This window comes from Patescibacteria group bacterium, from assembly GCA_041645165.1.
GTDB lineage: Bacteria > Patescibacteriota > Patescibacteriia > 2-02-FULL-49-11 > 2-02-FULL-49-11 > 2-02-FULL-49-11.
In genome coordinates this window covers 14501-40621 of record JBAZQN010000015.1, presented here as the reverse complement: position 1 = coordinate 40621, position 26121 = coordinate 14501, and the positions used below count along the sequence as shown (strand labels likewise).

Genomic DNA, 26121 nt, shown 5'->3' with positions numbered 1-26121 from the left:
CAGTATGGTGACTCGCACTTTTGGTTTGAAGACCTTGCCTGCCGCCAGAGCTATCCACAGGGTTTGGGGCTCGTTATGCGGTGGAATCGGTTTTCATTTGGGGCTCATTATGTATTGTACAAGACTAAATGTTGACATCGTGCGCCTGCATAGTATCATGGATAGTGAGAGTTTTTTTACAAAATAATGTCGTTGAAGCGGGAAGAGTAAGAATAGCAGATCTTTTGTAAGCAAGCCGGACAGCTGAAAGCCGGTGAAGATCGCTCTCTTGAAACGCGCCCGCCAGACTCCCGACGAAGAAATCCGCCGATGAGGCGGAAAGTAGTCGTGACGTACACCCCGCGTAAGATGGGTCAAAATGAGATCAGCCGTTTGACAGCGGTTCGCATGCAACGCAGACACTTTCCGCGCAAATCCGCGTAATTATGTGCGTATATCAGCGTGCCGCTGCTTCGCAGCGGCAGATAAATGAAGGTGGTACCACGAGACCTCTCGTCCTTCTCAAGGATTCTTTGTGAATGCTTGGGAATAACGAGTGGTTTTTTATTATATTGATCATCGGCAGGGGGGAGATGGTCAGAAAGGAATATCGTATGCGAGAACCGCAGCTTTCGCCTGATTACGAACAGAATAAACAGCACAATAAATCCTGCCTGCTGATGTATTCCGGCGGCGTGGACACTTCGTGCTGCGTCTATATTCTGCAGCACTATTATGGCTACCGTGTCATCACTTGTACGGTGGATGTGGGACAGCGGGTGCTTGATGTGCAGGCAATGGGGGAAAAAGCGATGCAGCTTGGCGCCGCGCGGCACCTGACCGTGGATGCGAAGGAAGAGTATGCCGCGCGCTGCGTGGTACCCGTGATCAAGGCAAATGCGCTCTATGATGATTTTTACCCCCTTGGCACGTCGGTGGCGCGGCCGTTAATGGCGGAGAAGGCCGTGGAAGCGGCACTCAAAGAGCAGGTGGATGCGGTCGCGCACGGCTGCAAAGGAAGAGGCGCGGACGCCTTTCGCCTCAATATGACGTTTTATTTCAAACTCCCCAAATCCATAAAACTCGTGATGCCCATCAATGACTGGTGGCCGACGCGGCAGGAGGAGGTGGATTTTGCGTATGCGCACGGCATCCCGGTTCCCGTGAGCCAGCGCGAACCATTCAGCTATGACGATAATCTGCTCTCGAATGCCATTAATTACGGGAGCATTGATAAGATTGAGTCGTCAGTGCCGGAACACGCGTTCCGGTGGACCGTGCCTCTGGAGCGCGCACCGCGCACTCCCGCGCTGGTATCCATCCATTTCGAGCGGGGCATTCCCGTGGCCGTGAACGGCGCGCCGATGAAACTCGTGGACATTATGCGTCATTTAAACGAGCTGGGAGGAAATTACGGCATTGGCCGCGTGGACATGATTGAGAACGGGTTATACGGCAATAAATTCCGCTGGGTCTATGAGTGCCCTGGGGCGGAATTGCTCCTGATGGCACATAAGGACCTGGAGCGCGTGACACTCCCCAAAGAAAGCCTCATGTTCAAACATCACCTGGTTGACCCGAAGTGGGCGACACTCGCGTATAACTGTTCGTTCCATAGCCCTTTGGCGAAGGCGCTTGAAAAATTCATTGAGGAAATGAATAATTACGTGACGGGGTCAGTCACCCTCCGCTTGGTGCCCGGCGTGGCAACGGTCGTTACCAGGGAATCCCCTTATTCACTGGTGGGGTACGACCCGAAAGATATCGTGCCGCGCGACAAGATGGATACGCTCCCCTATGGGTTTGAGGAATACGCGTTTGCCGGCCTGCACGCATATAAAGAATAATGAAAGGTGTATTTAAGCATATAACACTTCCCGCCGCGGTTGCCGCATTTCTTGTTGCGGAACTCGTCCCGCTCCGCGGGACTCAAACAGTCCCTGCCCGCCATAGCCTTAGCTTTAGGAACGATCTGTAGGTTAGAGAATATTCTTACAACGAAGTATTTACCGTTCACCTCAACAGGCGTTGGCAGGCGGGCTCACGGCGAAATGCGGCAACACGCGGGCGTGAATATGAGAAATGAATAACTCTATGGATATACACTCATCACCTTCCACTCACCCGCTCTGGCGGGAACAAGGCGACACGCAGACCGGGTCTAAGGCAGTGGGCTATGCGGCCGGAGAAGACATTCTCTACGACCAGCACCTTATTATGGACGAGATTGCGACCAATGAAGCGCACCTCGTGATGCTGGTAAAGACATCATTAATCACCCGCGAGATCGCCCGCGCCTTGCTTGTGAGCCTGGAGGGACTAAGAGCACGCGCGGAGAAAAATGAATTTATCCTTGATCCGGCGTTGGAAGACGTGCACTCGAATGTCGAACAATATCTCATCGTACAGCTAGGGATGAGCGTGGGAGGGTATCTGCGGCTTGGCATTGCGCGCAATGATCAGGTGTATACGGACATGCGCCGTTATATGCGGCGCCAGATCCTCATGATCCTGCGGCAGATTGTCGAGACCATAAGCGCCCTTTCGGAAGTCGCGGCGGAGCACAGTCGCACCATTATGCCCGGCTACACGCATTTGAGGATTTCCCAGCCCATTACCGTAGGGCACTGGCTCACCTCAAAAGCGTATCATTTATTAGACGATGCCGATGATCTGTGCGCGCTCTATCCGTTCGTGAACCGCTGCCCTTTGGGCATTTTTGAAATGGCAGGCACGCATCTGCCCATTGACCGCTCCCTTACCGCGCGGCTGCTTGGATTTGAAGGCACGACAGGGCATAGCCTCTATACCGCGAACGTCAGGGGTGAGCTGGAAGCGCGCTCTCTTGCGCGCCTCTCTCAGCTCGCAATGCATATGCGGCGCAGCATGACTGAAGTAATTCTGTTTTCCACCCACGAGTTCGGGCTGTTCACGATTGACGATGCATATACCACCGGCGGCACCGCACAGCCGAATTTAAAGAATCCTGACGCGGCAGAGGTATTGCGCGCGAATTGCGCGCGGGTGTATGCGCTCGAGCAGGCGCTGATCCACATTATGGATTCGCTTCCTTCCGGATTCAATCGCGATTCCCAGCAGACAAAACCGCTGATCTTCGAAGGTTTTCGATTGATTGATGAAGCACTTCCCGTATATCGCGGCATTATGGCGACGCTCCGTTATAACCCGCAGAGAATGGAGGAGGTCGCCAATATTAATTTTGCCACCGCGCCCGACTTATCAGTGCAGCTCGCAATAAAAGGAGGAGTAAACTTTCGCGAGGCGTATCAGGTGGTAAAGGCAATCATTAAGAAAGGCATACTGAAGGAAGGATTCCATGAATTGACGCCGTCAATGGTGCGCATCGTCGCGCAAGAACTCATCGGTAAACCAATTGAAGTGACTACAGAAGATATTATGGCTGTTGCCACCGCGCGCGCATCTGTGTCGAATCATGTTAGCGAAGGCGGCCCTGCGCCGCAGGAAGTGGAGCGGATGATTGGTGATATTCGGGAGAAGACCAGCCGCATGCAAGAGGATATGTCACGGCATGAGTATACACTTAGTGAAGCAGACGATCGCTTACAACAAGAAGTGCAAGACTTAATCCGTGAGTAAAAAGAACATTTATGTTTTTTATGGACTATGAAATTTATTATTGATCAAAGGGTTTTTGAATTATTCCCTGATCTTGCCATAGGCGTGGTGATTGTATGTGGTGTTGATAATACTGGTGAAAAAGTTGAGGTGATGCAACTCATAAAAGAAGCAGAACAGGGAATAGTGCACCAGATAAGCCTCGCGACTCTCGCTGTACATCCTAAGATCGTGGCATGGCAGAATGCATACCGCGCATTTGGCGCCAAACCTAAGGATCATGTATCGTCTGTCGAGAATCTTTATCGTCGGGCATTGACAGGGAAAGAGCTCCGCCACATCAATACGCTCGTGGATTGTTATAACTATTTATCCCTCAAATACATGCTCCCCGTGGGCGGTGAGGATGTGGATGCCGTACAGGGCGATATCAGGCTCACGCGGGCGGAGTCGCATGAACCGCCGGTATTATTACTCGGGGATAATGAGCCGCGTGCGCCGCATGAGGGGGAAATTATATATCGTGACGATGTGGGTGCCATTTGCCGCCGTTTTAACTGGCGCGAGGCCGACCGCACTAAACTTACCGAAGAAACTAAAAATGCAGTGCTGGCCATTGAAGGGTTACTGCCGGTTTTAAGAAGCGAAATTGAAGGAGCCGTAGATGAATTAAAGAATTGCCTTCAACGCCACTGCGGCGGCGACACAAAAACTTTTATACTCGATATCAATAATCCAACCGCGAGTTGGTAAGGTTGAGGTTACATCAGTACAGTCTGCCGCCTAAGGGGACATCATTATCAGGCTCGATGAGAATCACCTCACCCCGCGTATCAGGCACGCCGAGGGTGAGCACTTCTGAAACAAAGGGGCCGATTTGGCGGGGAGGAAAATTTACGACGCTTAAGATGAGCTTCCCTACAAGCTCTTCTTTTTTGTAATTCACGACTATTTGTACGCTTGATTTTTTGATCCCAATTTCCGGACCAAAATCGATGGCGAGTTTATACGCCGGCTTTCGCGCTTCCGGAAAATCTTCCGCTTTCACAATTTTTCCTACACGGATATCGAGTTTTTGAAAATCTTCAATAGTAGCGGTAGCCATATAAAAAAATTTATGTTGTTACAGAAGTTGCGTATTTCGTGTCATCCCAGACCGAGATCTGGGATCCAGACAAAAAATAATAAATTCGATTTTATGTTTGTTCTGTCTGGATTCCCATTTTCATGGGAATGACAAGAGGCAGTTTATGAGTCTTGTTGTCAGTATAATATCAAGGGGAAGTAGTTTGCACCACTTCCCCTTTCAAAGTCCCCAATTTTTCGTATTATTGGCAATTTTCATGCTGGCATTGCCGTTAACCTCATCCATCCATTGAACTCGGAGGTCGGTTAATTCCTGCGGTGTCAATCCGCCAACTGGGAAAGCGGCACGTTCATGGCTCGTTCGGAGGTCGAGGTGTGGGAATACAGACTTCAGGTACCGATACGCATTGGTACCGGGAATGGCTGTATAGATGAACATCATGACGTATGCTAATCCGGCTTGCTTCAGCCGCTTTGCATAGTCAACCGTTCGTCGCATGTCTTCAAAGGTTTCCTCATGACCGCCATTGTTACCCTTGAATCCGAGCATAAATCCTCCGACACCTTCGATACTTTTTTGAGCGGTATAGCGGACAATCTCTTCGGCCAAATTCACTTCTGTGTTTATGTGAGGTTTGTGACTCATGACGAGCGACGTGGGGTTTGCGGATTCAATTGCGAGATAAAAACGGTAACAACCCGATTCGGCGAGCTTGTCCAACATTTATTCATGCGTAAGATTGCGACCAGGTTTCATGAACTTGAACATCGAAAGCCCGCCTTCTTCAAACCAGGCCATGTCATACTTCTTCAGGATGTCGCCAACAGCCATAGCTCGCGGAATATCAGCAAAGAACATATCGTCTTCGACGACAACCTCGTTGACTCCAGCGGCTTTCAACTGCGCGACTTCCTGCTCTAATCGAGCGAGAGTGTAGTAGCGAATGGTTCCTGCCTGCTTCCAAATGAAGCAGAATTCACATTTCAGAGAACATCCTTCGCTTGAGATGATGTATGCATGACGGCCAGTCTTCAAGCGACGAGATCCGCCTGTATGCTCGGGCGTGTCATACATCGGATGAAGTGGAATTTCAAGACGGCGTGGAGCCAACACATCAAAGAGTGGAATAAATGGTCGATCTGGATTATGGATAATTAGATCGGCCTCGTTTTTATAGCTCACTCCAAGGACGGAAGTAGAATGGCGTGAAGAAACGCCTTCTTCGATTGACTGGCAGAGCTCGGGGAATGTGATGAGCCCTTCTTTATTTACTACCATATCAACGTCAGAACTTCTTAAAACTTCGTTGACATCGCCGGAAGCATGAGAACCACCTTCAACGATGATCGCATTCGGGTAGATTCTCCTCACAAGTCTTGCAACTGCTTCAACGCTCGGAGCCTGATTAGAGAAAAGGCTGGTGATACCAATAACCGCTGGGTTGTAGCGAGCAAGAATTTCTTCTAACTGCTCGTCGGTTAACCCGTAGCGGATTGTTTCGTCGATTTGCGGTGTGTATTGATCGTACGCCGCCATGCATGCGTCTACGAAAATCACATTGAGGCCTTTAGCAACGAGCTCGCTTGCTATAAGCTCGAGCCCAATCGGACAACCCGCTCTGCGGGTCTCATAGCGTGGGTAAAAACTATAAAACGGTACGAGAAGAAGAATCGTGATCCTTTTTTTGTCGTTTTGGAACACTACGCCTTCCCGGATTGTTTGTATCTTCATTGTTAGCTCCTTCCTTTAATTTTTCAACGAACGGTTTTTTAGAACAGGGAAGTATGCCATGAAAGTAGTAAAATGTATAAGAAATTCGTCATTTTGACGAAGATGTTGATAATATATATGATTTTATTCTTGAATAAGCCAAGAAAGTATGCTAAAATGACTAAAGAGCTTTCGTCATTATTGGATTTCTGGATTCTGACTTTTGTCAGAATGACCGTTTCGTGAGAGTTTAAAGTCATTCCGTGCTTGACACGGAATCCAGAAAAATTGATAAATCGTTGTATTCTGGATCCTGAATCTAGTTCAGGATGACGGATAGGGCCTGATATGTGTTCTTATGTTTACCTACTCGCGAGCAGTAAAAACGGTACGCTCTATATCGGTGTCACCAATGACCTTGTGAGAAGGATTGATGAACATAAGTTAGGTCTCATCGATGGTTTTACAAAAAAGTATAAGGTACATGCGTTGGTATATTTTGAGGAATTTCCCGATCCAACAAGCGCCATTGCTCGTGAGAAGCAATTGAAGAATTGGAAAAGGAGTTGGAAATTGGCACTTATTGAGAAAGACAATCCTAGTTGGAGAGATTTATCCTTAGATTTTTCTGGATTCTGACTTTCGTCAGAATGACATTTGTGTAGTATGACTCATGAACAATTGCTCCAAAAAGTAGGTTTCTCTCAAAACGAGGCGAAAGTGTATTTAGCTGCATTGGAAATGGGCGTGGCAGCGCCGCAGGGTATTGCTATGAAGGCAGGGTTGCAGCGGACTACCACGTATTCAGTGTTGAAGTCTTTAGTCGATCAAGGCGTGGTCGGGAAAGTGAAAGTTGGCAAGAAAACGCGCATAAAGGCAGAGCCACCACAGAAGCTTCTTGGCATGGTGGAAGAGTTGCGGGGGGAGATACAAAAAAGGCTTCCCGAACTGGAAGCTACGTTCAATGCGAGTGAAGTGAAACCGAAAATCACATTTTATGAAGGCAAGCAGGCAATACAGAACGTATATGACGATACGCTTCGTGAAAAACCTGAGGAGATATTAGAATGGAATACCGATGCATATTTTGATGCAAAGAATGTGGATCCTACCTATATTGCGAAACGAATGAAGTTGAATATCAAAGCGAAACGCATCGCGGGAAGCGGTTCGCGGTGGGACATCAAACATAAAAATTATGACCAGTCAGAATTGTCGGAAACTTTGATTGTGCCTCGTGACGTATTTTGGCCGGGAGTAGAAGTAAATATTTATAAGAATAAAGTTGCATTCCTATCCTATACTGATCACCTATCAGTAATCATTGAGAGCAAGGCAATTGCTGATTGTATGCGCCAAGCGTATCATTTATCATGGATAGGAGCGAGAGAATTAGTGAAAGGAGCGAAGGAAGGTTCATTAAATAAATAATGCATACTTAAATTTTAGCCATGGCTAAAAAATTACGTATCTTTATATCCATACGAGACCTCCCCTCACGTCCCCTCCTTCGTAAGGAGGGGATGGGGGCGGTTTCCTTTATGAATGTGAAGGGAATGATTATGTGGATAAGTATGCCCGCCTAAATTTTGCACATTCCGTTCTCATCACTCAAAAAACCACCTTTTTGTAGTGATTCCCTGTATATAGTTGGTCTCTGCAAAACTTAGGCGGGTATGATATTGTATGAAATTGTATGAAAGTGTATACTTTTATCGCATTCAGACGCAGTTACTACGCTTTTATATACCATGGACAGAACACGACTCACGATCACGCTGAAACCTCATTTACAGCAGCAAATAGACCGTACGATTGATGGCGCGCGGGTAAGGAATCGTTCGCACGCCATTGAACTGCTTCTGGAGAAAGCTTTAGGCGCGTTACACGTGCCTTTTGTTATTCTTGCGGGGGGTAAAGGTGTGCAGAATGGCAACGGAGGCATGCCGAAGGCGCTCCTTGAAGTGAGAGGAGAATCGGTGTTTATCCATACCTTGCGGCAGCTGCAGCGTCAGGGCTTGAATGAAGTGATTATCGTGACAAGCAAAGGCGGCGGGATTATAAAAAAACAATTTGGCGACGGTGCGCAGTTTGCAGTAAGCCTGCGCTATATTGATCAGCCTCCTTCCTCTGCGGGCACCGCGCCAGCGGTACGCGCCGCAGCCGCCGTCGTGGGTACGCAAACCTGCATCGTGCAATATGGTGACGTATTTGCGGAGATTGATTACAATGAGCTTCTGTCATTCCACCGCGCGCATCGTGCATGGGCAACGGTTGCCTTAACCAGCGTGGAACAGCCTGCGATGTGGGGCGTCGCGACCATGCAGGGCTCGCGCATCATTGATTTTACCGAGAAGCCTAAACCGCACCACGGGAGCCTCTCACACTTGGTGAACGCGGGAATTTACGTATTGGAGCCGGAGGCCGCACAATTGATTCCTTCAGGGTCAGGACAGTTGGAGTATGCGCTGTTCCCGCGTCTGGCACAGGAAGGCCGTCTTTATGGATATCCGTTTGAGGGTGAGTGGAGGGATGTTGGGTGTTCGGAATAGCCGGAGAAAAAGGCGCGGTTCATCCCGCCCAGCGGCGGGATGACCGCTCGTTTCTCGGCTTTGCTCTCCCGCTTCGCGGGAACCGTGCCCGTGCAGTCTCCGAGACACTTTTATTGCAGCCATTCCCTCGCATGGAGATTTAATTGTAAATAATTATTTTAAATAGTGATATTTTATGCCTATGGATAGAAATTTAGCGTTAGAATTCGTGCGTGTCACCGAAGCGGCAGCCATTGAGGCAGCGCATTGGGTGGGGAAAGGCGACCCAAAGGCTGCCGATAAGGCGGCGGTTGACGCAATGCGCGAGCGTTTCCGTTCGATTGAGTTTAACGCCGAAGTGGTGATCGGCGAGGGGGCCAAGGACGAAGCGCCCGAGCTCTATGTGGGCGAACGTTTGGGAAACGGCACCGGGCCGGCAATGGACTTGGCAGTTGATCCCTTGGAAGCAACCGACAGCGTGGCACATGGCCGCACGAATGCGATTTCGGTGATAGCCACCGGCCCTAAGGGATCGCTCCTTAAGGCGCCGGATGTGTATATGGAGAAAATTGCGGTAGGGCCGCAGGCAAAGGGCGCGGTAAAACTCAATGTGCCGATCAGTGAGAATATACGCGCGGTTGCCGAGTGTCTCCACAAAACAGTAGAAGAAGTGACAGTGGTAATCCTTGATCGGCCGCGGCATATTGAAATGATCAAAGAGATTAGAAATACTGGTGCGCGCGTGACGCTCATTACGGACGGGGATGTGGCTGGCGCGATTGCCACCTGTTTACCTGATTCGCCGATTGATATGCTGATGGGCATTGGGGGGAGCGCGGAGAGCGTGCTCGCGGCGGTGGCGCTGAAGTGCCTGGGCGGCGACATACTCTGCCAATTTGTGCTGAAGAGCGAGCGTGATATTGCGCTTATACGTTCGTGCGGCATTACCGATCATACAAAGGTTCTTGGCATCGAAGATATGGCAAAGGGTGAAGACCTCACTTTTACCGCGACCGGCGTCATTGATGGGCCGCTTCTCAAAGGCGTGCGGTTTGGGAGCGAATATATCACTACTCATTCAGTGGTTATGCGGGTCATGTCGCGCACCATAAGATATCTGGAGACCCATCATCGGATTGATTAATGCACTGCAACAAAGACTAGTACCGTAACAATTAAGTTTCGCAACATGCATAGTGCGAAATCTCCAAGTAAATATTGCTCAAAACGCGCCAGTGATATGGCATAATTAAATTGTTACGGCACTAGAGAACAATAAACAATAATTGTTTAGTCTAGGCGCTTAATGTTATCAGGTTTAGATAATATTTTATGGATCAAGAATTCAATATAGTAGCGAAAGCAATGGTCGCGCCGGGGAAAGGAATTTTGGCAGCCGACGAGAGCCTTGGCACTATTGAGAAAAGGTTAATAAAAATTAATGTGCCGTCGACCGAAGAGAACCGCCGCGCGTACCGTGAAATGCTGTTTACCTCCCCGGGAATTGGAGAGTACATTTCTGGCGTGATTTTATTTGACGAAACGATCAGGCAAAAAACTCGCGGCGGCGTGCCGTTTGTGAAAGTTTTGCAGCAGGCAGGCGTGATTCCTGGCATTAAAGTTGATATGGGAACTAAAGAAATGGAAGGGTCACCGAATGAAAAAGTTACTACCGCGGGTCTTGAGGGTCTTGCTGACCGTCTGCAAGAGTATGTGCGTCTGGGGGCAAAGTTTGCGAAATGGCGCGCGGTGATTACCATTGGTGATGAGTTGCCCACTGATGCCAATATAAGGCAGAACGCAAAAGATTTGGCCGCTTATGCGATTGAGTGTCAGCGCGCAGGGCTCGTGCCGATGGTTGAGCCAGAGGTGCTCATGGATGGCGCACATTCACAGGAGCGTTGCGAGGAAGTGTCAGAAAAGGCGTTGAGAGCAGTATTTGAAGAATTGAATACCGCAGGAGTTGCTATATCAGGCATGATTCTCAAGACCAATATGATCGTTCCCGGCAAAGCGTCAGGGCAGAAAGCGTCATTTGATGAAGTTGCCACCGCGACCGTTCGTTTGTTTAAACAAACTTTACCTGATGATCTTCCGGGACAGGCGTTTCTTTCCGGCGGCCAGAGCGAAGTGGAAGCGACGGAAAACCTGAATGCAATTAACAAAATGGGGCCGTTCCTATGGAAGCTTTCGTTCTCCTATGGCCGCGCGCTCCAGGACAGCGTGCTTAAATGCTGGGGCGGCAAGGAAGAAAACGTCGCCGCGGCACAGCAAAAATTCCTGCATCGCGCGCGAATGAACAGTTTGGCGACATTGGGGAAGTATTTTAAGGAGATGGAAGAGTAGTTATTTGGGTTGCTCATTACGAAAACACGCGTCGTCCCGCCCAGCGGCGGGACGCGCTCCGCCTCGCTCGCTCAACCCCGCTTCGCGGGGACCATGCTCGAGCGAGCTGCGGAGGGTTTTCTTAAACGATCAACCCTCACTAAGAGAGAGAGACGATATCGTGTAGGTTTTCCTAAAAATTCGTGTTGGTTCGCTTATATGATACACACCAAGCTATTCTTAGCCGGCCCCACGGAAGTGAGTGATGAGATGTTTCAGGCAATGAGCCATCCAATGATCGGGCACCGGAGCAAAGATTACCAGGCGCTCCATGAATCCGTGGTAAAAAAATTGCGCCGGTTCATCGGGACGACGCATGAGATTTTCATATTCACCTCTTCTGCGACTGGCGTCATGGAGGCGGCAGTGAGGAATTGTGTGAGGGGGAAAATCCTGCACACGGTATGCGGCGCGTTTTCTGAACGCTGGGTGGATATCAGCCGCGCGTGCGGCAAGGTAGTGGAGACGGTTGATGTGCCTTTCGGGAAGGCGGTACGGCCAGAGTTGGTAGCGTCGGAGCTTGCCTCCGACTCGATAGGTGGCAGACAAGCTGCCACGCTACAATTGCCGCGGGATGATGGTTATAGGTTTGATGCGGTAGCGATTACCCATAATGAGACCTCATCCGGCGTGATGAATCCGCTCAATGATTTGTGTGAGACGGTGAGACGCGTCCAGCCTGATGCATTAATTTTTGTGGATGCAGTGAGCTCATTTGGCGGCTCCATAATTAAACCTGATGAGTGGGGTATTGATGTGCTTATATTTGGTACGCAGAAGTGTCTTGCCCTGCCCCCCGGCCTCGCCTTTGCGGTAGTAAGTCCGCGTGCTATGGTACGTTCTCAAGAAATGACGGATAAGGGATATTATTTTGATTTTATAGAAATGAAAAAGTACGCGGATAAAAATATGACCCCCGCGACGCCCGCTATTTCTTTACTCTTCGGCGTTGATGCGCAGTTAGACAGGATGCTTGCGGAAGGGATGGAAGGGCGGGCGGTACGGCATCAGGACATGGCGATGCTGGCACAGGAGTGGGTGGCGCGCCATCATTTGCCTTTTACCGCAGAAGAGGGTTTTCGCAGCCCCACCGTGACTTCCATTTCCGTGCCGGAAGGGTTCAACAGCGACGAATTCAGGAAAAAGGTAAAAGAAAAAGGCTACGCCCTTGCTGACGGTTACGGAAAACTCAAAGGAAAAGGATTCAGAATTGGACATATGGGAGATTGGAAGGTGGAAGATGTAGGGGAGTTATTGCGGGTTATGGATAAAGTAATAAATTCGAGCTCAAAGAAATAATAGTAACGAATTTTCAATTTCCAATGTTCAATTTTCAAATAATTCCCAATTTCTCAGTGTTTGAAAATTGATGTATTGCAGCATTGATTGAAAATTGCAAAATTGAGAATTGAAAATTATGCATCATTCTATCCTGATCGCCGACCCGATTGATAAAGAGGCTCAGCAGATGCTTGAGGCTGCCGGATTTGAAGTGTCTGCGCCGGGGGAGCCGACACCGGAGGAGATTGTGAAGTTGATTCCCGATGTGGAAGTATTAGTAGTGCGGAGCAGGACGAAGGTGACGAAGGAAATGATAGACGCGGGTAAAAAGTTAAAGGTTATCGCGCGCGCAGGCGTGGGGGTAGATACGATTGACACCGTAGCGGCTGAACAGAGAGGGATAAAGGTCATCAATGCGCCTGGTTCCAATAGCCGTTCAGTGGCAGAGCACGCCATTGGCCTCATGTTTGCCGTGGCGCGCACGATCCCGCAGGCGGATAGTAGCATGAAGGCGGGCAAATGGGAGAAGAAATTATTCAAAGGCACTGAATTGGAAGGGAAAACGTTGGGGGTATTGGGATATGGCCGTGTGGGGAAAAGCGTGGCTCAAATCGCGCACGCATTGGGGATGGAAGTGTTGGCGTGGACGCGCACGTCACGCACGGATCCGCAGATTCAGTTTACCGTGGCTCTTGAAGAGGTATTACGGCGCGCGGATATTATCACGATCCATTTGCCGAAGAGCGAAGAAACCGCGCATCTGATAAGCACAAGGGAGCTTGAACACATGAAGGAAGGAGTATTCATCATCAATACTGCGCGCGGTGGCATCGTGGACGAGGAAGCATTGCTCCATGCGCTTCAATCGGGTAAGGTCAGAGGCGCAGGATTGGACGTGTTTGAGAATGAACCGGCGCCGAGCCAAGCGCTTATCGCGCACTCTCGAGTCGTGGCGACGCCGCATATCGCGGCGCTGACGCACGAAGCGCAGGAGAGGGCGGGGATCATGATTGCCGAGCAGCTTATAGAATGGTCGTCAGCAAAATAATAACACGAAATAAAATTACCTTTCGAAATTTCGTGATTTGAAAAACGTAAACGATATAGTGATTTTACTATGACCAGATTACAAAAATTCCGTATCATCCAAATGCCGCACTTGAAAGTGGTGCCGACGAAACAAGTCATCCTTCATGAATATTTTGATACGAATCGCACGACCGCATTAAAGAAAAAAATTATCACCTCGGGAAAATGGAAAGACCCTCCCATCGTCACGCAGCTGATTGACGGGCGATTCATGGTGCTTGACGGCGCCAACCGCACCACATCCATGAAAGCGCTGGGGATCCCTCATATGCTGGTGCAGGTTGTTGATTATTTTGATCCCTCGATACAACTCAAATCATGGAATCATGTGGTGCGTCTTCCCGTCGAGCGTCTCCTGCAGTCTTTGCGTAATGGAAGTGCGGTCTCTTTAGACCCCATGAGTGACAAAAAAGCAAGACGCATGCTCAAGCAGCGGAAAATATTAGCGTATTTTTGCGATCGGAAGGGAAAGACATTCGCCTTGCCGCTGCAAAAATCGTCGAAGGCGGCGCTCGAAATGCTGAATATCCTCGTGCACTGTTATGAAGGCAAATCGATGATTCATCGCACAGAAGAAGCGACGCATAAAGCGTTTCATGGATTGGACAGGCATATGCGCACGCTTATCGTGTTTCCCTCTCTGACAAAGCTGGGAGTGCTCAATGCGATTGCGCGCGGACAATTTCTCCCAAGCGGCATCAGCCGGCATCTTATCTTGAAGCGCGCGCTGCGTATATACCTTCCCCTCTCTGTGCTCAAATCACGCCGCATGACGATCCGGCAGAAACAGGCAAGAGCAGATCGGCTCATCCAGGACCTTTATGAGCAGGGGAAAGTGCGTTTTTATCCCGAAGGTATATATCTGTTTGATGAGTAAACCCCGTTAGAAAAAATAGGGTTTCCGTCCCATTTTTCTGTAGGATAGTATTTTTTAACTATTTTTGTTATGCACGATGGAATTTTCTAACGGGGTAAATAGTGTTGGAGGATTATTGACAAATATAATTTAAGAAAATGGCTCTCATTAGCCATTTTTTTGTTTATATAGTAATTTTACGTAGAAAAAGATTTGACATTTATTATTCAATTGTAATATAGTGTTTTATATGGATATAAGGGTATATTTGAAAGAGTTTGGGCTTTCGGAAAAAGAGATTGAAATATATCTTACCTTGCTCAAGGGCGGAGTGCAGTCAGTCAGGCGCCTTGCCGCTGCGACCAAAATAAACAGGGGTACTACCTACGACATCCTCAAGGGCCTTATTGCTCAAGGGCTCGTCTCTTACCAGCACCGTGAAAAACATCAGTATTTTATTGCAGAAGACCCGGAGAAGTTCGCTCAGGTGGTCGCGGAAAAAGAACGGGAGATTTCTTCATTGCGGGAAAAGCTGAACCATATTGTGCCTGAATTAAAATCGCTCTATCATCGCGCGGGGGGGAAGCCGACGGTGCGCTATTACGAAGGAACCAGGGGTTTAAGGACGATCCTCACCGATGTGCTTGAGTCGGTGTATGAAAAGAAAGAGTACCTTATTTATTCCACGGTGGAGGTACGGCCTTATCTGCATGCCGCCTACCCTACCTTTACTCAAGAGCGGGTGCGACGCGGCATCGGCGTCCGCGTCATTGCGATCGGCGAGGGCGGGCAGCTGAAAGGTTTGGATGAGCGGCGTTGGCTGTCATCGCACGCGACGGGCGCGCCCACGTATACCATTATCTACGGCACAAAAGTTGCGCTCATTTCCGTGAGCGATGCGCAGGAGCCCTTTGGCGTCATTATAGAGAACGAGAGCATTGCGGCCACGCAAAGATTTATGTTTGAGTGGATATGGGAGAATTTGGGAATGCAAAAACCAAAAGTCAAAAGTCAAAATTATGGAGTCCCGCAAAGCGGGACGTAATACTATTATTTTGCATTTTGAGTTTTAAATTTTACATTTTCGACATAAGGTATGTGCGGTATCATCGGTTATGTCGGCACACAGCACGCGCTTCCCGTGATCATGGAAGGCTTAAAGCGCATGGAGTACCGCGGATATGATTCCGCGGGTGTGTCTGTCATGGACCCTGACGGCATATTTGCCTTAAAACGCGCGGGTAAATTAACGGCACTTGAGGGAGCATTGGAGGGCCATAGCCACGCAGGCACGATAGGCATAGGGCATATCCGTTGGGCGACTCATGGCGCGCCCACAGATATCAATGCCCATCCCCACTATAGCTGTCAGGGAGATCTTCACCTGGTGCATAACGGGATTATCGAGAATTACAGGGAACTGCGCGACGAGCTCACCGCGCTTGACCATACGTTCGTATCCGATACTGACACGGAAGTGCTGGCGCACCTCATTGAACAGGAACTGCAGCCCGGTGTCCCTTTGGAAACCGCCACCGAGCGGGGTTTGAAAAAAGTGGTCGGGGCATACGGGCTTGCCCTGATAAGCGCTCGGGAACCGGGAAAAATTATTGCCGCGCGGCTGGGAAGCCCCTTAGTGCTCGGGGTCGTGCCTGACGGGTCTTTGATTGTCGCGTCGGATGTGGCAGCAATCATTGCGCATACGCGGGACGTGGTGTATCTCCAAGACCGCGAGATGGTGGTACTTACCCCCAAAGGATATGCGATCAGGACGCTTGATGCGCAAGAAGTGTCGCGCCCCTTGGAGCGGGTGGAGTGGGATATAGGCTCGGCGGAAAAAGGCGGACATGCGCACTTCATGCTCAAAGAGATTCTTGAGCAGCCGGATACCCTCAATGCCACGCTGTTGGGGCGCATTATTTCCGGTGAAGGATTGGTGAAGATGGGAGGTTTGGAGACCATTGCAGACCGTGTGAGGAATATCGACCGCCTTATTATAGTCGCGTGCGGTTCAGCGCGGCATGCGGGAATGGTGGGTGAGTATCTTATTGAAGAATATGCCGACATTCCAGTTGAGGTGGAGCTTGCTTCGGAATTCCGTTATCGTCGTTTCCCGGCAGGCGGGAAGACTGCGGTGCTTGCCATCAGCCAATCAGGAGAAACCGCAGATACGCTCGCGGCGCTCCATGAGGCGAAGCGTAGAGGGCTTCTTACGCTTGGTTTGGTGAATGTGGCAGGCAGTTCTATAGCGCGCGAGACTGACGCGGGAATGTACAATCACGTGGGACCGGAGATAGCCGTTGCCTCCACCAAAGCATTTACTTCACAGCTTGCGCTACTGGTGCTGCTTGCGGTATATCTGGGGCGCCAGCGGCGCCTCTCGCACGCCTTGAGCGAAGAATTATTGCATGGGTTGTCGCAGCTGCCTGCACAGATGGGAAAGGTGATGCAGCAGGCAGAAGGAATAATTGCGCTTGCGCAAAAATACCGGCATGCGGAACGCTGGCTGTATTTGGGGCGCAAGTACCAATATCCCGTCGCTTTGGAAGGCGCGCTGAAATTGAAAGAAATTTCCTATTGTCATGCGGAAGGGTTTGCCGCGGGTGAAATGAAGCATGGCCCCATTGCGTTGGTAGATGCGGCAACGCCCACGGTCGTACTTGCGCCGAGAGACAGCGTGTATGAAAAGACAATATCAAATATTGAGGAAGTGCGCGCACGCGGCGGCGCAATTATTGCCATCGCCAACGATGATGAAACGGTGCGCCGCTCGTTAGTGGACCACGCAATAATAGTTCCTCGCACCTTGGAAGCGCTTGCACCCTTGCTCACGGTAGTGCCGCTGCAGCTGTTCGCGTATGGGTTCGCGGTGGCACGGGGTTTGGACGTCGATAAGCCGCGCAATTTGGCCAAAAGTGTAACTGTTGAGTAAAATATGCGCATTGTGTTATTTAATGATAATCCGGCGGCGCTATTTCCTTTTACCCACCTCAAATCTCCGTGGGAGATCGATATGGGTGGATTGACTTTGAGGAAGTGGGTGCAGGCAATATTACCAGATGTTGAGTTTATAGAGCAATCGGGGCAGTGGCAGGAAAGTGCGGGCACATTACCTTATTTGGTTTTGAATGGCCGGCTGTTGCCGTCGGAGAAATTAGAGGAAGAATTGCGGAGCATCATACAGGCGGACGACGCGCGGCTCTCTATGGCGGGAGAAGAGCTTGCGTATGGCTATGTTACTGAGGCTCGCGCATCAGAGAAAATGGCGATGCCGGCTGAGGTCACATTGTTGCACGGGCCGTGGGAAATTATTAAATATCTTCCGCAGACGCTTTTACTGGCAGCACCCCATCATGCCCAATATCTGGCAGAGGTCAGACCCCATGTCTTTGCCGGCAAGGATGTGGAATTGCCGCCCACCGTGGTAACGAGAACGGATGACGGCCCGATCGTCATCGGCTCAGGCACGACCTTTGAATCTTTCATTGTCCTCGAAGGGCCGGCGGTTATCGGTGAACATTGCATCATCCGCGATCACGCGTGCATTAAAAAGTCAGCAATAGGCAATGTCTGTCGGATTGGCGGCGAGGTTGAATGGTCAGTGATGGGTGACTATACGAATAAACAGCATTATGGCTATGTAGGGCATAGTGTGGTCGCTCCTTGGGTGAATTTGGGAGCGGGAACCACGACGTCTGACCTTAAACATACCTACGGGAGCGTGCGGGTTGACCGCGGCGCAGGCAAAGAGGAAACGGGAATGCAGTTTTGCGGCAGTTTTATCGGTGAGGGCGCTCGAACGTCAGTGAATACGACGCTCATGACAGGTACGGTGTTGGGGGTTAGTGCGTTTGTATTCGGGACAGCGCGCGGGCTTGTCCCCTCGTTTACTTCGGCGACCGCTCAAGGTCTTATTGAGGTGCCATTAGAGGTTGCGCTGCGCGCATGGGAGCGCGCCATGGCACGGCGCGGTGTCGCCTTCACCCCGCATATACGAGATTCCTATACCGCCGCATTTGAACGCACGGCGCCCCTAAGGGGTGCGTATGGAGTCCTGCGTGGTGCCCCCTTGACGCTGTAATATCATTTAATACCCAAATTTTTATGATTCCTTCAGATCGTATTGCCATTCTTGCCGCAGGGAAGGGCGAGCGGATGAATTCAGGAATTCCTAAGGTCCTCCATCAACTGTATGGCAAGCCCATGCTGTGGTATGTAGTGCAATCGGCGCGAGAGGCGAATGGTACCAAGCCTATTCTCGTCGTGAACGCGGCGCACCGTGATGCGATTGCGCACGTACTGCATGATGAAGTGGAGTATGCCGTGCAATTGGAACCTCAAGGCACCGCAGACGCGGTTCGCGCAATTCCTCCGGCGCTTGTTGAAGGGTCATCTCACCTCGTGGTGCTTTATGGCGACCATCCGCTCATTTCTACTCCTACTATCAGACGTTTAATACAAGCCCATGCAGCTGCGCACGCGCCCCTTACAATGATGACTGTCATGGTTCCCCACTTTGAGGAGGCGTATGAAGCATTTGAGGCCTTCGGCCGCATCATCCGCCAATCGGACGGTACGCTTGACCGTATTGTGGAATATAGGGATGCAGATGAAGCGATAAAAAAAATCAAGGAAGTGAATCCCGGATATTACTGTTTCTCGCTGTCGTGGCTTCAAGCGCATCTCCCGCAGGTCAGGGCGGAAAATGCGCAAAAGGAATTTTATCTCACTGATCTTGTGGGGATAGCGCGCCGCGCGGGAGAAGCGGTAGCGGTCGTGCCTATTGATGATCCGTGGGAGGGGTTAGGGGTCAATACCCAGGAAGCGCTTGCGCTCGCGGCGCAGATTATAGCCTCTCGGGACGCGGGAGCGAAGACCGAGGCGTTTCGTTCTTAAGTTTTTCGTTGAGCGCATCCACTTTTTGGAAGAGTTTGAGGGGGACGCCTTTCTTATTCGCAAAGTGAATGAGATTTTTTATATCCTTTGGCAGACACTTGCCGCCGTAACCTCGGTGATCTTTGCGGGCGGCGGAGAAAAGGTTATTAAAAATTTCCAGGTGCCAACGGCCGATACGCGCATCCGCCCTGACGCATTCTTTGACCGTTTCATAATCAATGTTCAGCTTCTGGCAGAGGTCATACATTTGATTCGCGAATACTACCTTGGCGGCGTAAAACGTATTGGACCAATATTTTACCAATTCAGCTTCAGTCGCGGGCATAAGGCGCGTGAAGGCGGCAAGCGGGAGTAGGTCGCGGATTTCTCCGGCGATAGGGAAGCTCTCCTTGGTGTACCCGATAATTTGGCGAAAAGGAGCTATTGTGTCGGCAATGGCGGTCGCTTCTGAAAGAAATTCCGGGTTGAAAAGGAGCTTGTGTGCGGGATGTTTTTTCTGTAATTTTTCCGTCGTACCCGGAGGAACCGTCGAGCGGATAATAACGATAGTCGGTTTTGTGAGCAGGGCAAACGCCTCTTCAACCGCTGAAGTATCGCATCCTTTGCCCGGCACATGCGGCGTGGGCGGGCAGAGGAAGACCAGGTCGCATTCCGCGATTTTCTCGCGATTCTCCGCATACATATGCGGGCTCCAGAGCACGGCGTCGGGAAACACCGCCGTCATGGCTTTCGCCACCGTTCCCGCGCCAATGATGCCGATCGAGTGTTGTGTAGTCATGAGATTATGGTAAAGAAAATTTCGAAAAATTTCAATTCGAAGGATTGAACCCGCTAGTACCGTAACAATTAAGTTTCGCAACATGCATAGTGCCAAATCTCCCTGTAAATACTGCTCAAAACGCGCCAGTGATATGGCATAATTAAATTGTTACGGTACTAGTTTATGGAGCGGCGGGGAGTATCTTCATGACTAATTTTTTAACGCGCGGGGAGAATGACTTTACCATGCTAGAAAGTCTCTGTCTTTTTATCCCCGTGAGATCCAGACCCTCGAGATTTAGTGATAATTTGCCCATACTCACAAGATAAATGGAATCAAGCAGCGCTTTCTCCGGTGATGCCATGAAATAATCTCCACTCTTCTCATATCCGAAAAAGAGATCAGGCTTAAGTTGTCGGTATTCGATCTCTGTATCCGCAATAGTCAGTCGTTTGCTCCGTTTGGTCGTAGCGCAGGTTATGGTATAGGGAATCTGGCTCATGATTCCGTATTCGGCTAACGCAGTTTCAAATGAGACGTATGCCGGGAGATACAGGTAGGCTGTAAGCCCTTTTGGGTTGATAGTGCGGCTAGAGATGATATATAGCCCTCGCCGGAGTCGCTGGAGCGTACCTGACTTGACCGCGCGCGTTAAGGCAACCTTAAGCGAAGGCAGAGGAAGATTATTAGTAACTTTGGCGATGTCTGCGAAAGTATAGAAAGGCTTATTAAGCTGTTTTAATTGTGAGATGAAGGTTTGCATAAGGAAAGAAGCTCGGTGACGACAGTTCGATAGCGTAAGGGAACGAGCTTATTGAGTTCCTGCTTCACGTCTTGGGGAGCTCGGTTAATCATGATCGCCGGTAGAGGTCGCTGCAATATTTGGGACAGATACCAGAGATCAAAAAGGTCTCGCGGTTCCTTGCGGTCGCGCAGGGTCGCTAGCTTATCATCCCAAAGCGCTGCAAGCGTTTCGACTGGCAAGAGCACTTGCTGAGGGAGCAAATTGGTATTCAAAATTTTCAATGCGTAGCCTTCTTTTTTTAAGTAAGGCAGCCTTGTGGAAATTTCAAGTTTTACGGAAAAGGCCTTGAACAAAGACGGATCGTTGATACGGAATAAGGCGAAGAACGTGAAGCGTTTTTTGGTCACATCTTGCGTGGTTAAGGAGTTTCCTAATTTTTTCGGCAGATCGTTGCAGAAGGTACGGAAATCTGTAAAGCTAATTGTCGCAGCGAGGGAAAAATCCAAGTCTTCCGAAAAACGAGGCGAACCCCAGGCAAGGCGCAGGGCTGTGCCGCCTTTGAAGATGAGGTGTTTGCTCCATGGCGTTTGCGAGAGTTGGTCAAGGATGAGGATTTCCCACGCTTCGCGCACTAACCGATCGGGGCTGATGTCGATGCGCTTTGATTCGGATGCGAGTAAATTGGTATCAATCATACTTCATGGAAGGTTAACAATAATGTTAACTTACTATGAACATAGTATCATCTTTTGTTTAAGAAGTCAATGTTAAAAAAAAATCAACCGCCTCTAATCCTTAAAGATCAGAAGCGGTTTTAGAGTGCCTCAAATTCTTTGAAAGGGGCGAGCCAGTACCCGCCATTCTCAAGGTGTTTCACCAATCCAAGCCTCAAAAGTTCACGGTCAATGAAAAGCTTGGTTGGCTTCATCCCACGGTCTATTCTGGCATTGATGTGATCCACCGTGCGGAGCACGGTGTCGTAGATCTGTTGCGCATCAAGGCCAATCGAAGCTGGCTGATTGTGCCCGACCGATTCACAGAGTCGATACACGCCGTGATTTTTCGGAACGTTATATCCACGCTTTCGGGCTACGCGCGGGAGAAACCAACCGCCAGTGATCGGGTTGTTGCCCGAGGGACGGACAACAGAAAAAGCAGGGTGGTTGAGTACGTCACCGGCCGTACTTCCGGGCATGAAGCGAAGGATATTGAAGTTGAAAAAATCCGTTTCACATTCGTCTAGCCCGAAAAACGCAGTGGCGATATCGTCTTCGAATGAGGCAGGCTCGTACTTTACGATTGAGCAGCTCTCATTGAGGATAACCTTCGGCAATCCTAAAAGCATGAAGTAGCTGGAAGGAAGCCCAGCTCGTTTCATGCCTTGGAAAACGCGTTTAGCCAAGTTGGGGTACTCGGTGGCGCGTTGGAGTTGGACAGGGAGGGAACCATTGAACTTGTTAATCGCAACGAGGACTCCAGGATTAAGATGCTCAACCCCGAAGAATATATAGACACAACCGGATTTGGCAGCAAATTGCATTAATTCCAGATCGATTGCATCTATCCTCGTGTTGGTTCCCCATACCAATCTTTCCTCATGTATAACTTGAGCATGCCGAAGGAACTTCTCACGATTTACCGTGGCAGTATCCACATCCAGGTACACCGCCTCCGCGCCAACCCGCTCCTTGAGCCAGCGAAGTTGCTGTCGGAATGCCTCGTCGGAGAGCCATACAACGTTTGGGCTCTCCTGCGATTTGTTACAGAAGCCGCAGGCCCACGGGCATCCCCTCTGGTCGAACACCTGACCTGTGCGGAGTTGACGACCATCCGGCGTGAGGAAGATGTCCATGTCATGTACAGAAGGGACATAGACAAGTCCAAAATTCTGGTTATACGGATTCAGATTTCGGACGCGAGGAGCGATCGAGCGACGATACTTTCCGGTCTCATCAATGAAACAAAGACCATGGATGTTCCTTTTAGCCTCGTGGAACGTACCGCGCTCAACAGCGCGAGTGATCTCAACGATCCCCTCCTCTCCCTCGCCATCGAAGAGCGCAGTGATCCATGGAGTTTCCTCCAGGATATCCTGTGCGCTCTTGGCGGCATAGCCGCCGACGATTATTGGGACATGAGCACGTCCCAATTTGACCAAATAGTAATAAACCATCTGGCCAATCGCGTCGATTTCCGGCCACTGCGGGCTCAAGCAGCCACAGAAAGCGACGAGATTGGTGTCCGCGACTTCACGGAGAACTTCCCAGATTGTAAGATCGGGGCGTTCGAGGTCGAGCTGGATTGCGTTCTCAAATCCCCCCATATAAAGCGCATGTGCAAGAACTGGCAGTGCTTTATTCGCTCCATTGAAGGAGCGATGTTTTAGCGGGACTCCAACAAGAACTATTTTCATGATTTTATCACCTCTTTCTAATTTTAATTTGTTTTTTTGGATTTAAACATAATAGAATGACATAATTGTTAGTAAATATAAACAGATTAATGACAATTTTCTCTAAAATATTGAGAAAAATATAAAATATAATATAATTGTTGAAGATAATTGACACAATTTATCTTTTTAGTTATAATGATTTTAAGTTAAGATACTTCGACAAGTGCAGCATGACAAAGAAGGAGTTATTTATGGATTCGAATTTACAGGAATTGGGATTTAATAAAAAAGAAGAAGCGCTCTATTTAGCACTGCTTGAGCTTGGGCAGGCGGCGGTGTCAGAGATTGCGCAGCGGGCGGGGGTCAACCGCGCGACTTGCTATGTGATATTGAATAGTCTTTTGCGGAAAGGGTTTGCCACAGAGGCTGCAAAACGCGGCAGGAAATATTTTGTCGCAGCCCCGCCGGACTACCTTGCGCAGTATGCGGAGGCGCAGAGCAAAAAGTGGCGGGAGCGCGCCGAGTCCGCACGTCATATCGTCGTAGAGTTAAGCAAGCGATATAAAGGCAGTGGTAGCCGACCAGTAGTGAAGTACTATGAAGGAGTCGAGGGCATTAAAGCGGTGTATGAAGACAGCCTTATGGCTAAAGACATGATTCGATCTTATTCAGACGTGAGTGAGTTGAAGGATTTAATGCAAGATTATGCGGAACGTTACTTTAAGAGGAGGACAAAAAAACGGATTTATATCCGCACGATTATGAAGTTGAGTGATTATGCAATACATTTAAAGCGAGTTGGCTCTCAGTTTTTACGGGAAGGGTATCTTGTGCCCGCAGATAAGTTTGATTTCACCCTTGAGAAGTATGTCTACAATGATAAAGTTGCTTTTATCTCATTCCGCGATCGGTTTGGGGTGATTATTGAGAGTAAAGACATTGCACAGTCAGAAAAATACCTTTATGAACTCGCGTGGCAGGCCGCGAAAGAGTATGATAGGGAGGTGGAGAGGAAGTTAAAGAACCCTGCATACGCAGGAGATACTTCGACAAACTCAGTATGACAAAATGAATTATGCAGCTTATTTGCGATTTGGAAATTCATACAAAATACGCGCGGGCGTGTTCGAAGGAGAGCGATTTGCCGCACCATCACTTATGGGCGCGGAAGAAAGGGATTGACGTGGTGGGAACCGGAGATTTTACCCATCCGGTATGGTTTCGCGAGTGCGGGGAGCAGTTGGAAGATGCGGGAGAAGGGTTGTATCGGCTTAAACAGGTTCATCGTGTGCCACAGCATACTGCTGCATCCCATGATCCGCTCTTTATGTACACGTCGGAAGTGGCGTGTATTTTTTCCCGCGGGGGAAAAGTGCGGAGAGTTCATGTACTGCTCTTTGCGCCTTCCCGGGAGGCCGCGGAACGTTTGAATGCGCTGCTGGGGAAGGTAGGGAAACTCGCGTCTGATGGGCGCCCCATTTTGGGATTGGATATGATACGCATGGCGGAATTTGCGCGGGACGCAGATCCTGATTTTTTGGTGGTGCCCGCGCATGTATGGACGCCGTGGTTTGGCATGTATGGGTCAAAGTCGGGGTTTGATTCATTTGAAGAGGCCTGGGGAGATATGGCATCATGGATCCCTGCGGTGGAGACAGGATTGTCATCTGATCCGCCAATGAATTGGCGGCTGCCAGAGTTGGACGGCAAGACAATTATTTCTTTTTCGGACGCTCATTCACCGCCGAACCTTGGGCGGGAGGCAACGGTGGTGGAGGTGGCGGCGCGATCCTTCCATAACATTGCGCACGCATTGCGGTCGGAGGCGGGGGAAAATCGCATCATAGAGACGTATGAATTTTTTCCTGAAGAGGGTATGTATCATTATGACGGCCACCGCGTGTGCGAGGTACGGTGGAGCCCGCAGGAAACTCGGAGGAAAAAAGGAATTTGTCCCAAGTGCGGCCGTCCGGTCACCGTGGGCGTGATGAGCCGCGTGGAGGAACTCGCAGACCGCGAAGAGGAATATAAACCCCGCAATCGCCCGGGATTCCGCAGTCTCGTGCCTTTACCGGAGATCATAGGCGACGGACTAGAGAGAGGAAAACATTCCAAGGGCGTGACCGCGATTTATGAGACGCTCGTGGGCGCGCATGCAAGCGAGTTTGACATCTTGGTGAAAAAACCGCTTGATGAACTCAAGGCCTTCCTTGATCCTACGGTCGTGACTGGCATTGAGCGCATGCGGGAGGGGGAGGTGAAAAAAACGCCAGGATATGACGGCGTGTACGGGTCGGTAGAGGTGTTTACCGAGCGTGACAGGAAAAGGGTACAGCAGGGATCGTTGTTCTAAACGTTCAAAAAAGCGAAGAAACCCCTCAAAATAGGGGTTTCTTACGTTGAAGTATGCAACACAAGCTTACTTCTTCCTTTTCTTTGTTGGCTTTGTCTTCTTCTTTCCCATGTTTATCACCTCCTTTCTTTATGCTGTGTCTGCGCTCTAGTCCTTTCGTGAGGCCGCTTGGTACCTGATAAGCGGTGGAAAGGAGTATGGACTGCAAGAGAATCAATAAGGAAGCGCGGAACAGCGGTGATGCGTTATGATGAAGCCTTCGCTTTTAGTGAGGTGTGAGAAAAACGTTTTGGCTTTTATTCAAGTGGCGACAACAATTTTGTGTAGAGGATTTTTTTTAGAAGGCTTCCGACTTTCAAAATGGAAAGAGCGCGTCTATTAATGTGTGGAAGTGTTTAAAGAAAAAATTCTGCGCTCAAAAATTTTTAATAAAAGTTATCCACACATCATTCTGAAA

25 protein-coding genes are annotated in these 26121 nt (G+C 49.7%); 18 read left to right on the top strand and 7 right to left on the bottom strand.

All coding sequences use genetic code 11. The annotated features are described in order from the left end of the window. The 4 genes from WC659_05905 to WC659_05890 form a co-directional block, all read left to right on the top strand. Nucleotides 1–187 (top strand): hypothetical protein (locus WC659_05905; GenBank protein ID MFA4873433.1); only part of this gene is annotated, 187 nt, incomplete at its 5' end. A 406-nt stretch (nt 188–593) separates the two neighbouring features. Continuing rightward, complete coding sequence (locus WC659_05900) at nt 594–1826, top strand: argininosuccinate synthase (protein ID MFA4873432.1); 1233 nt, start codon at nt 594–596, stop codon at nt 1824–1826. Between the two features lie 247 nt (nt 1827–2073). Then, the gene (gene argH, locus WC659_05895; protein ID MFA4873431.1) at nt 2074–3597 is read left to right on the top strand and encodes an argininosuccinate lyase; all 1524 of its coding nucleotides are present in this window, start codon (nt 2074–2076) and stop codon (nt 3595–3597) included. Nucleotides 3598–3624: 27 nt separating this feature from the next. Then, the gene (locus WC659_05890; protein MFA4873430.1) at nt 3625–4329 is read left to right on the top strand and encodes a phenylalanine--tRNA ligase beta subunit-related protein; all 705 of its coding nucleotides are present in this window, start codon (nt 3625–3627) and stop codon (nt 4327–4329) included. A 13-nt stretch (nt 4330–4342) separates the two neighbouring features. Here WC659_05890 and WC659_05885 read toward each other — a convergent pair whose 3' ends face one another. From WC659_05885 to WC659_05875, 3 genes are all read right to left on the bottom strand, one after another. Further along, nucleotides 4343–4681, bottom strand: a complete 339-nt coding sequence (locus WC659_05885; GenBank protein MFA4873429.1) for a tRNA-binding protein — start codon at nt 4679–4681, stop codon at nt 4343–4345. Between the two features lie 201 nt (nt 4682–4882). Further along, on the bottom strand, nt 4883–5386 hold the full coding sequence (locus WC659_05880) for a hypothetical protein (protein MFA4873428.1): 504 nt from the start codon (nt 5384–5386) through the stop codon (nt 4883–4885). Beyond that, nucleotides 5387–6394: a cobalamin-dependent protein gene (locus WC659_05875; protein ID MFA4873427.1), complete on the bottom strand. Its 1008-nt coding sequence runs from the start codon at nt 6392–6394 to the stop codon at nt 5387–5389. 327 nt (nt 6395–6721) lie between these two features. Here WC659_05875 and WC659_05870 point away from each other — a divergent pair, with 327 nt between their 5' ends. From WC659_05870 to WC659_05815, 12 genes are all read left to right on the top strand, one after another. Further along, the gene (locus WC659_05870) at nt 6722–7012 is read left to right on the top strand and encodes a GIY-YIG nuclease family protein (GenBank protein MFA4873426.1); all 291 of its coding nucleotides are present in this window, start codon (nt 6722–6724) and stop codon (nt 7010–7012) included. A 27-nt stretch (nt 7013–7039) separates the two neighbouring features. After that, nucleotides 7040–7804, top strand: a complete 765-nt coding sequence (locus WC659_05865; GenBank protein MFA4873425.1) for a helix-turn-helix domain-containing protein — start codon at nt 7040–7042, stop codon at nt 7802–7804. A gap of 320 nt (nt 7805–8124) precedes the next feature. Then, nucleotides 8125–8925: a nucleotidyltransferase family protein gene (locus tag WC659_05860; GenBank protein ID MFA4873424.1), complete on the top strand. Its 801-nt coding sequence runs from the start codon at nt 8125–8127 to the stop codon at nt 8923–8925. Nucleotides 8926–9106: 181 nt separating this feature from the next. Next, nucleotides 9107–10048, top strand: a complete 942-nt coding sequence (glpX, locus tag WC659_05855) for a class II fructose-bisphosphatase (GenBank protein ID MFA4873423.1) — start codon at nt 9107–9109, stop codon at nt 10046–10048. 188 nt (nt 10049–10236) lie between these two features. Next, on the top strand, nt 10237–11250 hold the full coding sequence (locus WC659_05850; protein ID MFA4873422.1) for a class I fructose-bisphosphate aldolase: 1014 nt from the start codon (nt 10237–10239) through the stop codon (nt 11248–11250). Between the two features lie 198 nt (nt 11251–11448). Continuing rightward, on the top strand, nt 11449–12588 hold the full coding sequence (locus WC659_05845) for an alanine--glyoxylate aminotransferase family protein (protein MFA4873421.1): 1140 nt from the start codon (nt 11449–11451) through the stop codon (nt 12586–12588). 118 nt (nt 12589–12706) lie between these two features. Further along, complete coding sequence (locus WC659_05840; protein ID MFA4873420.1) at nt 12707–13618, top strand: hydroxyacid dehydrogenase; 912 nt, start codon at nt 12707–12709, stop codon at nt 13616–13618. Between the two features lie 69 nt (nt 13619–13687). Continuing rightward, nucleotides 13688–14536, top strand: coding sequence for a hypothetical protein (locus tag WC659_05835; protein MFA4873419.1), 849 nt, complete (start codon nt 13688–13690; stop codon nt 14534–14536). Nucleotides 14537–14765: 229 nt separating this feature from the next. Further along, nucleotides 14766–15560, top strand: coding sequence for a helix-turn-helix domain-containing protein (locus WC659_05830; GenBank protein MFA4873418.1), 795 nt, complete (start codon nt 14766–14768; stop codon nt 15558–15560). 51 nt (nt 15561–15611) lie between these two features. Further along, nucleotides 15612–17447: a glutamine--fructose-6-phosphate transaminase (isomerizing) gene (glmS, locus tag WC659_05825; protein MFA4873417.1), complete on the top strand. Its 1836-nt coding sequence runs from the start codon at nt 15612–15614 to the stop codon at nt 17445–17447. 3 nt (nt 17448–17450) lie between these two features. Beyond that, a complete protein-coding gene (locus WC659_05820) occupies nt 17451–18596 on the top strand; it encodes a putative sugar nucleotidyl transferase (GenBank protein MFA4873416.1) in 1146 nt (381 codons plus the stop codon). A gap of 23 nt (nt 18597–18619) precedes the next feature. Continuing rightward, nucleotides 18620–19411: an NTP transferase domain-containing protein gene (locus WC659_05815; protein ID MFA4873415.1), complete on the top strand. Its 792-nt coding sequence runs from the start codon at nt 18620–18622 to the stop codon at nt 19409–19411. Here WC659_05815 and WC659_05810 read toward each other — a convergent pair. The 4 genes from WC659_05810 to WC659_05795 form a co-directional block, all read right to left on the bottom strand. Continuing rightward, nucleotides 19362–20189, bottom strand: coding sequence for a hypothetical protein (locus WC659_05810; protein MFA4873414.1), 828 nt, complete (start codon nt 20187–20189; stop codon nt 19362–19364). The two genes, WC659_05815 and WC659_05810, sit on opposite strands and share 50 nt — an antisense overlap. 163 nt (nt 20190–20352) lie before the next feature. Then, a complete protein-coding gene (locus tag WC659_05805; protein ID MFA4873413.1) occupies nt 20353–20934 on the bottom strand; it encodes a hypothetical protein in 582 nt (193 codons plus the stop codon). Continuing rightward, nucleotides 20910–21611: a nucleotidyl transferase AbiEii/AbiGii toxin family protein gene (locus tag WC659_05800; protein ID MFA4873412.1), complete on the bottom strand. Its 702-nt coding sequence runs from the start codon at nt 21609–21611 to the stop codon at nt 20910–20912. Before WC659_05800 ends, WC659_05805 begins: the two co-directional genes overlap by 25 nt. Before the next feature lie 119 nt (nt 21612–21730). Beyond that, nucleotides 21731–23329, bottom strand: a complete 1599-nt coding sequence (locus WC659_05795; protein MFA4873411.1) for a radical SAM protein — start codon at nt 23327–23329, stop codon at nt 21731–21733. A 233-nt stretch (nt 23330–23562) separates the two neighbouring features. On the opposite strand from WC659_05795, the gene WC659_05790 reads away from it, so the two are divergent. Continuing rightward, a complete protein-coding gene (locus WC659_05790; GenBank protein MFA4873410.1) occupies nt 23563–24375 on the top strand; it encodes a helix-turn-helix domain-containing protein in 813 nt (270 codons plus the stop codon). An 11-nt stretch (nt 24376–24386) separates the two neighbouring features. Next, nucleotides 24387–25664 (top strand): endonuclease Q family protein, encoded by a 1278-nt coding sequence (locus WC659_05785; protein MFA4873409.1) that lies wholly within the window; start codon nt 24387–24389, stop codon nt 25662–25664. Nucleotides 25665–26121 lie beyond the last annotated feature (457 nt).

What these genes read in the sequence shown, in the direction of transcription:
- WC659_05835 (MFA4873419.1), top strand. Translation starts at nt 13,688, where the DNA reads ATGACCAGATTACAAAAATTCCGTATCATCCAAATGCCGCACTTGAAA.
- WC659_05885 (MFA4873429.1), bottom strand. Translation starts at nt 4,681, where the DNA reads ATGGCTACCGCTACTATTGAAGATTTTCAAAAACTCGATATCCGTGTA.
- WC659_05810 (MFA4873414.1), bottom strand. Translation starts at nt 20,189, where the DNA reads ATGACTACACAACACTCGATCGGCATCATTGGCGCGGGAACGGTGGCG.
- WC659_05800 (MFA4873412.1), bottom strand. Translation starts at nt 21,611, where the DNA reads ATGATTGATACCAATTTACTCGCATCCGAATCAAAGCGCATCGACATC.
- WC659_05785 (MFA4873409.1), top strand. Translation starts at nt 24,387, where the DNA reads ATGCAGCTTATTTGCGATTTGGAAATTCATACAAAATACGCGCGGGCG.
- glpX (MFA4873423.1), top strand. Translation starts at nt 9,107, where the DNA reads ATGGATAGAAATTTAGCGTTAGAATTCGTGCGTGTCACCGAAGCGGCA.
- WC659_05875 (MFA4873427.1), bottom strand. Translation starts at nt 6,394, where the DNA reads ATGAAGATACAAACAATCCGGGAAGGCGTAGTGTTCCAAAACGACAAA.
- WC659_05860 (MFA4873424.1), top strand. Translation starts at nt 8,125, where the DNA reads ATGGACAGAACACGACTCACGATCACGCTGAAACCTCATTTACAGCAG.
- WC659_05795 (MFA4873411.1), bottom strand. Translation starts at nt 23,329, where the DNA reads ATGAAAATAGTTCTTGTTGGAGTCCCGCTAAAACATCGCTCCTTCAAT.
- WC659_05900 (MFA4873432.1), top strand. Translation starts at nt 594, where the DNA reads ATGCGAGAACCGCAGCTTTCGCCTGATTACGAACAGAATAAACAGCAC.
- WC659_05870 (MFA4873426.1), top strand. Translation starts at nt 6,722, where the DNA reads ATGTGTTCTTATGTTTACCTACTCGCGAGCAGTAAAAACGGTACGCTC.
- WC659_05850 (MFA4873422.1), top strand. Translation starts at nt 10,237, where the DNA reads ATGGATCAAGAATTCAATATAGTAGCGAAAGCAATGGTCGCGCCGGGG.
- WC659_05845 (MFA4873421.1), top strand. Translation starts at nt 11,449, where the DNA reads ATGATACACACCAAGCTATTCTTAGCCGGCCCCACGGAAGTGAGTGAT.
- WC659_05830 (MFA4873418.1), top strand. Translation starts at nt 14,766, where the DNA reads ATGGATATAAGGGTATATTTGAAAGAGTTTGGGCTTTCGGAAAAAGAG.
- glmS (MFA4873417.1), top strand. Translation starts at nt 15,612, where the DNA reads ATGTGCGGTATCATCGGTTATGTCGGCACACAGCACGCGCTTCCCGTG.
- argH (MFA4873431.1), top strand. Translation starts at nt 2,074, where the DNA reads ATGGATATACACTCATCACCTTCCACTCACCCGCTCTGGCGGGAACAA.
- WC659_05820 (MFA4873416.1), top strand. Translation starts at nt 17,451, where the DNA reads ATGCGCATTGTGTTATTTAATGATAATCCGGCGGCGCTATTTCCTTTT.
- WC659_05840 (MFA4873420.1), top strand. Translation starts at nt 12,707, where the DNA reads ATGCATCATTCTATCCTGATCGCCGACCCGATTGATAAAGAGGCTCAG.
- WC659_05865 (MFA4873425.1), top strand. Translation starts at nt 7,040, where the DNA reads ATGACTCATGAACAATTGCTCCAAAAAGTAGGTTTCTCTCAAAACGAG.
- WC659_05805 (MFA4873413.1), bottom strand. Translation starts at nt 20,934, where the DNA reads ATGCAAACCTTCATCTCACAATTAAAACAGCTTAATAAGCCTTTCTAT.
- WC659_05890 (MFA4873430.1), top strand. Translation starts at nt 3,625, where the DNA reads ATGAAATTTATTATTGATCAAAGGGTTTTTGAATTATTCCCTGATCTT.
- WC659_05815 (MFA4873415.1), top strand. Translation starts at nt 18,620, where the DNA reads ATGATTCCTTCAGATCGTATTGCCATTCTTGCCGCAGGGAAGGGCGAG.
- WC659_05790 (MFA4873410.1), top strand. Translation starts at nt 23,563, where the DNA reads ATGGATTCGAATTTACAGGAATTGGGATTTAATAAAAAAGAAGAAGCG.
- WC659_05880 (MFA4873428.1), bottom strand. Translation starts at nt 5,386, where the DNA reads ATGTTGGACAAGCTCGCCGAATCGGGTTGTTACCGTTTTTATCTCGCA.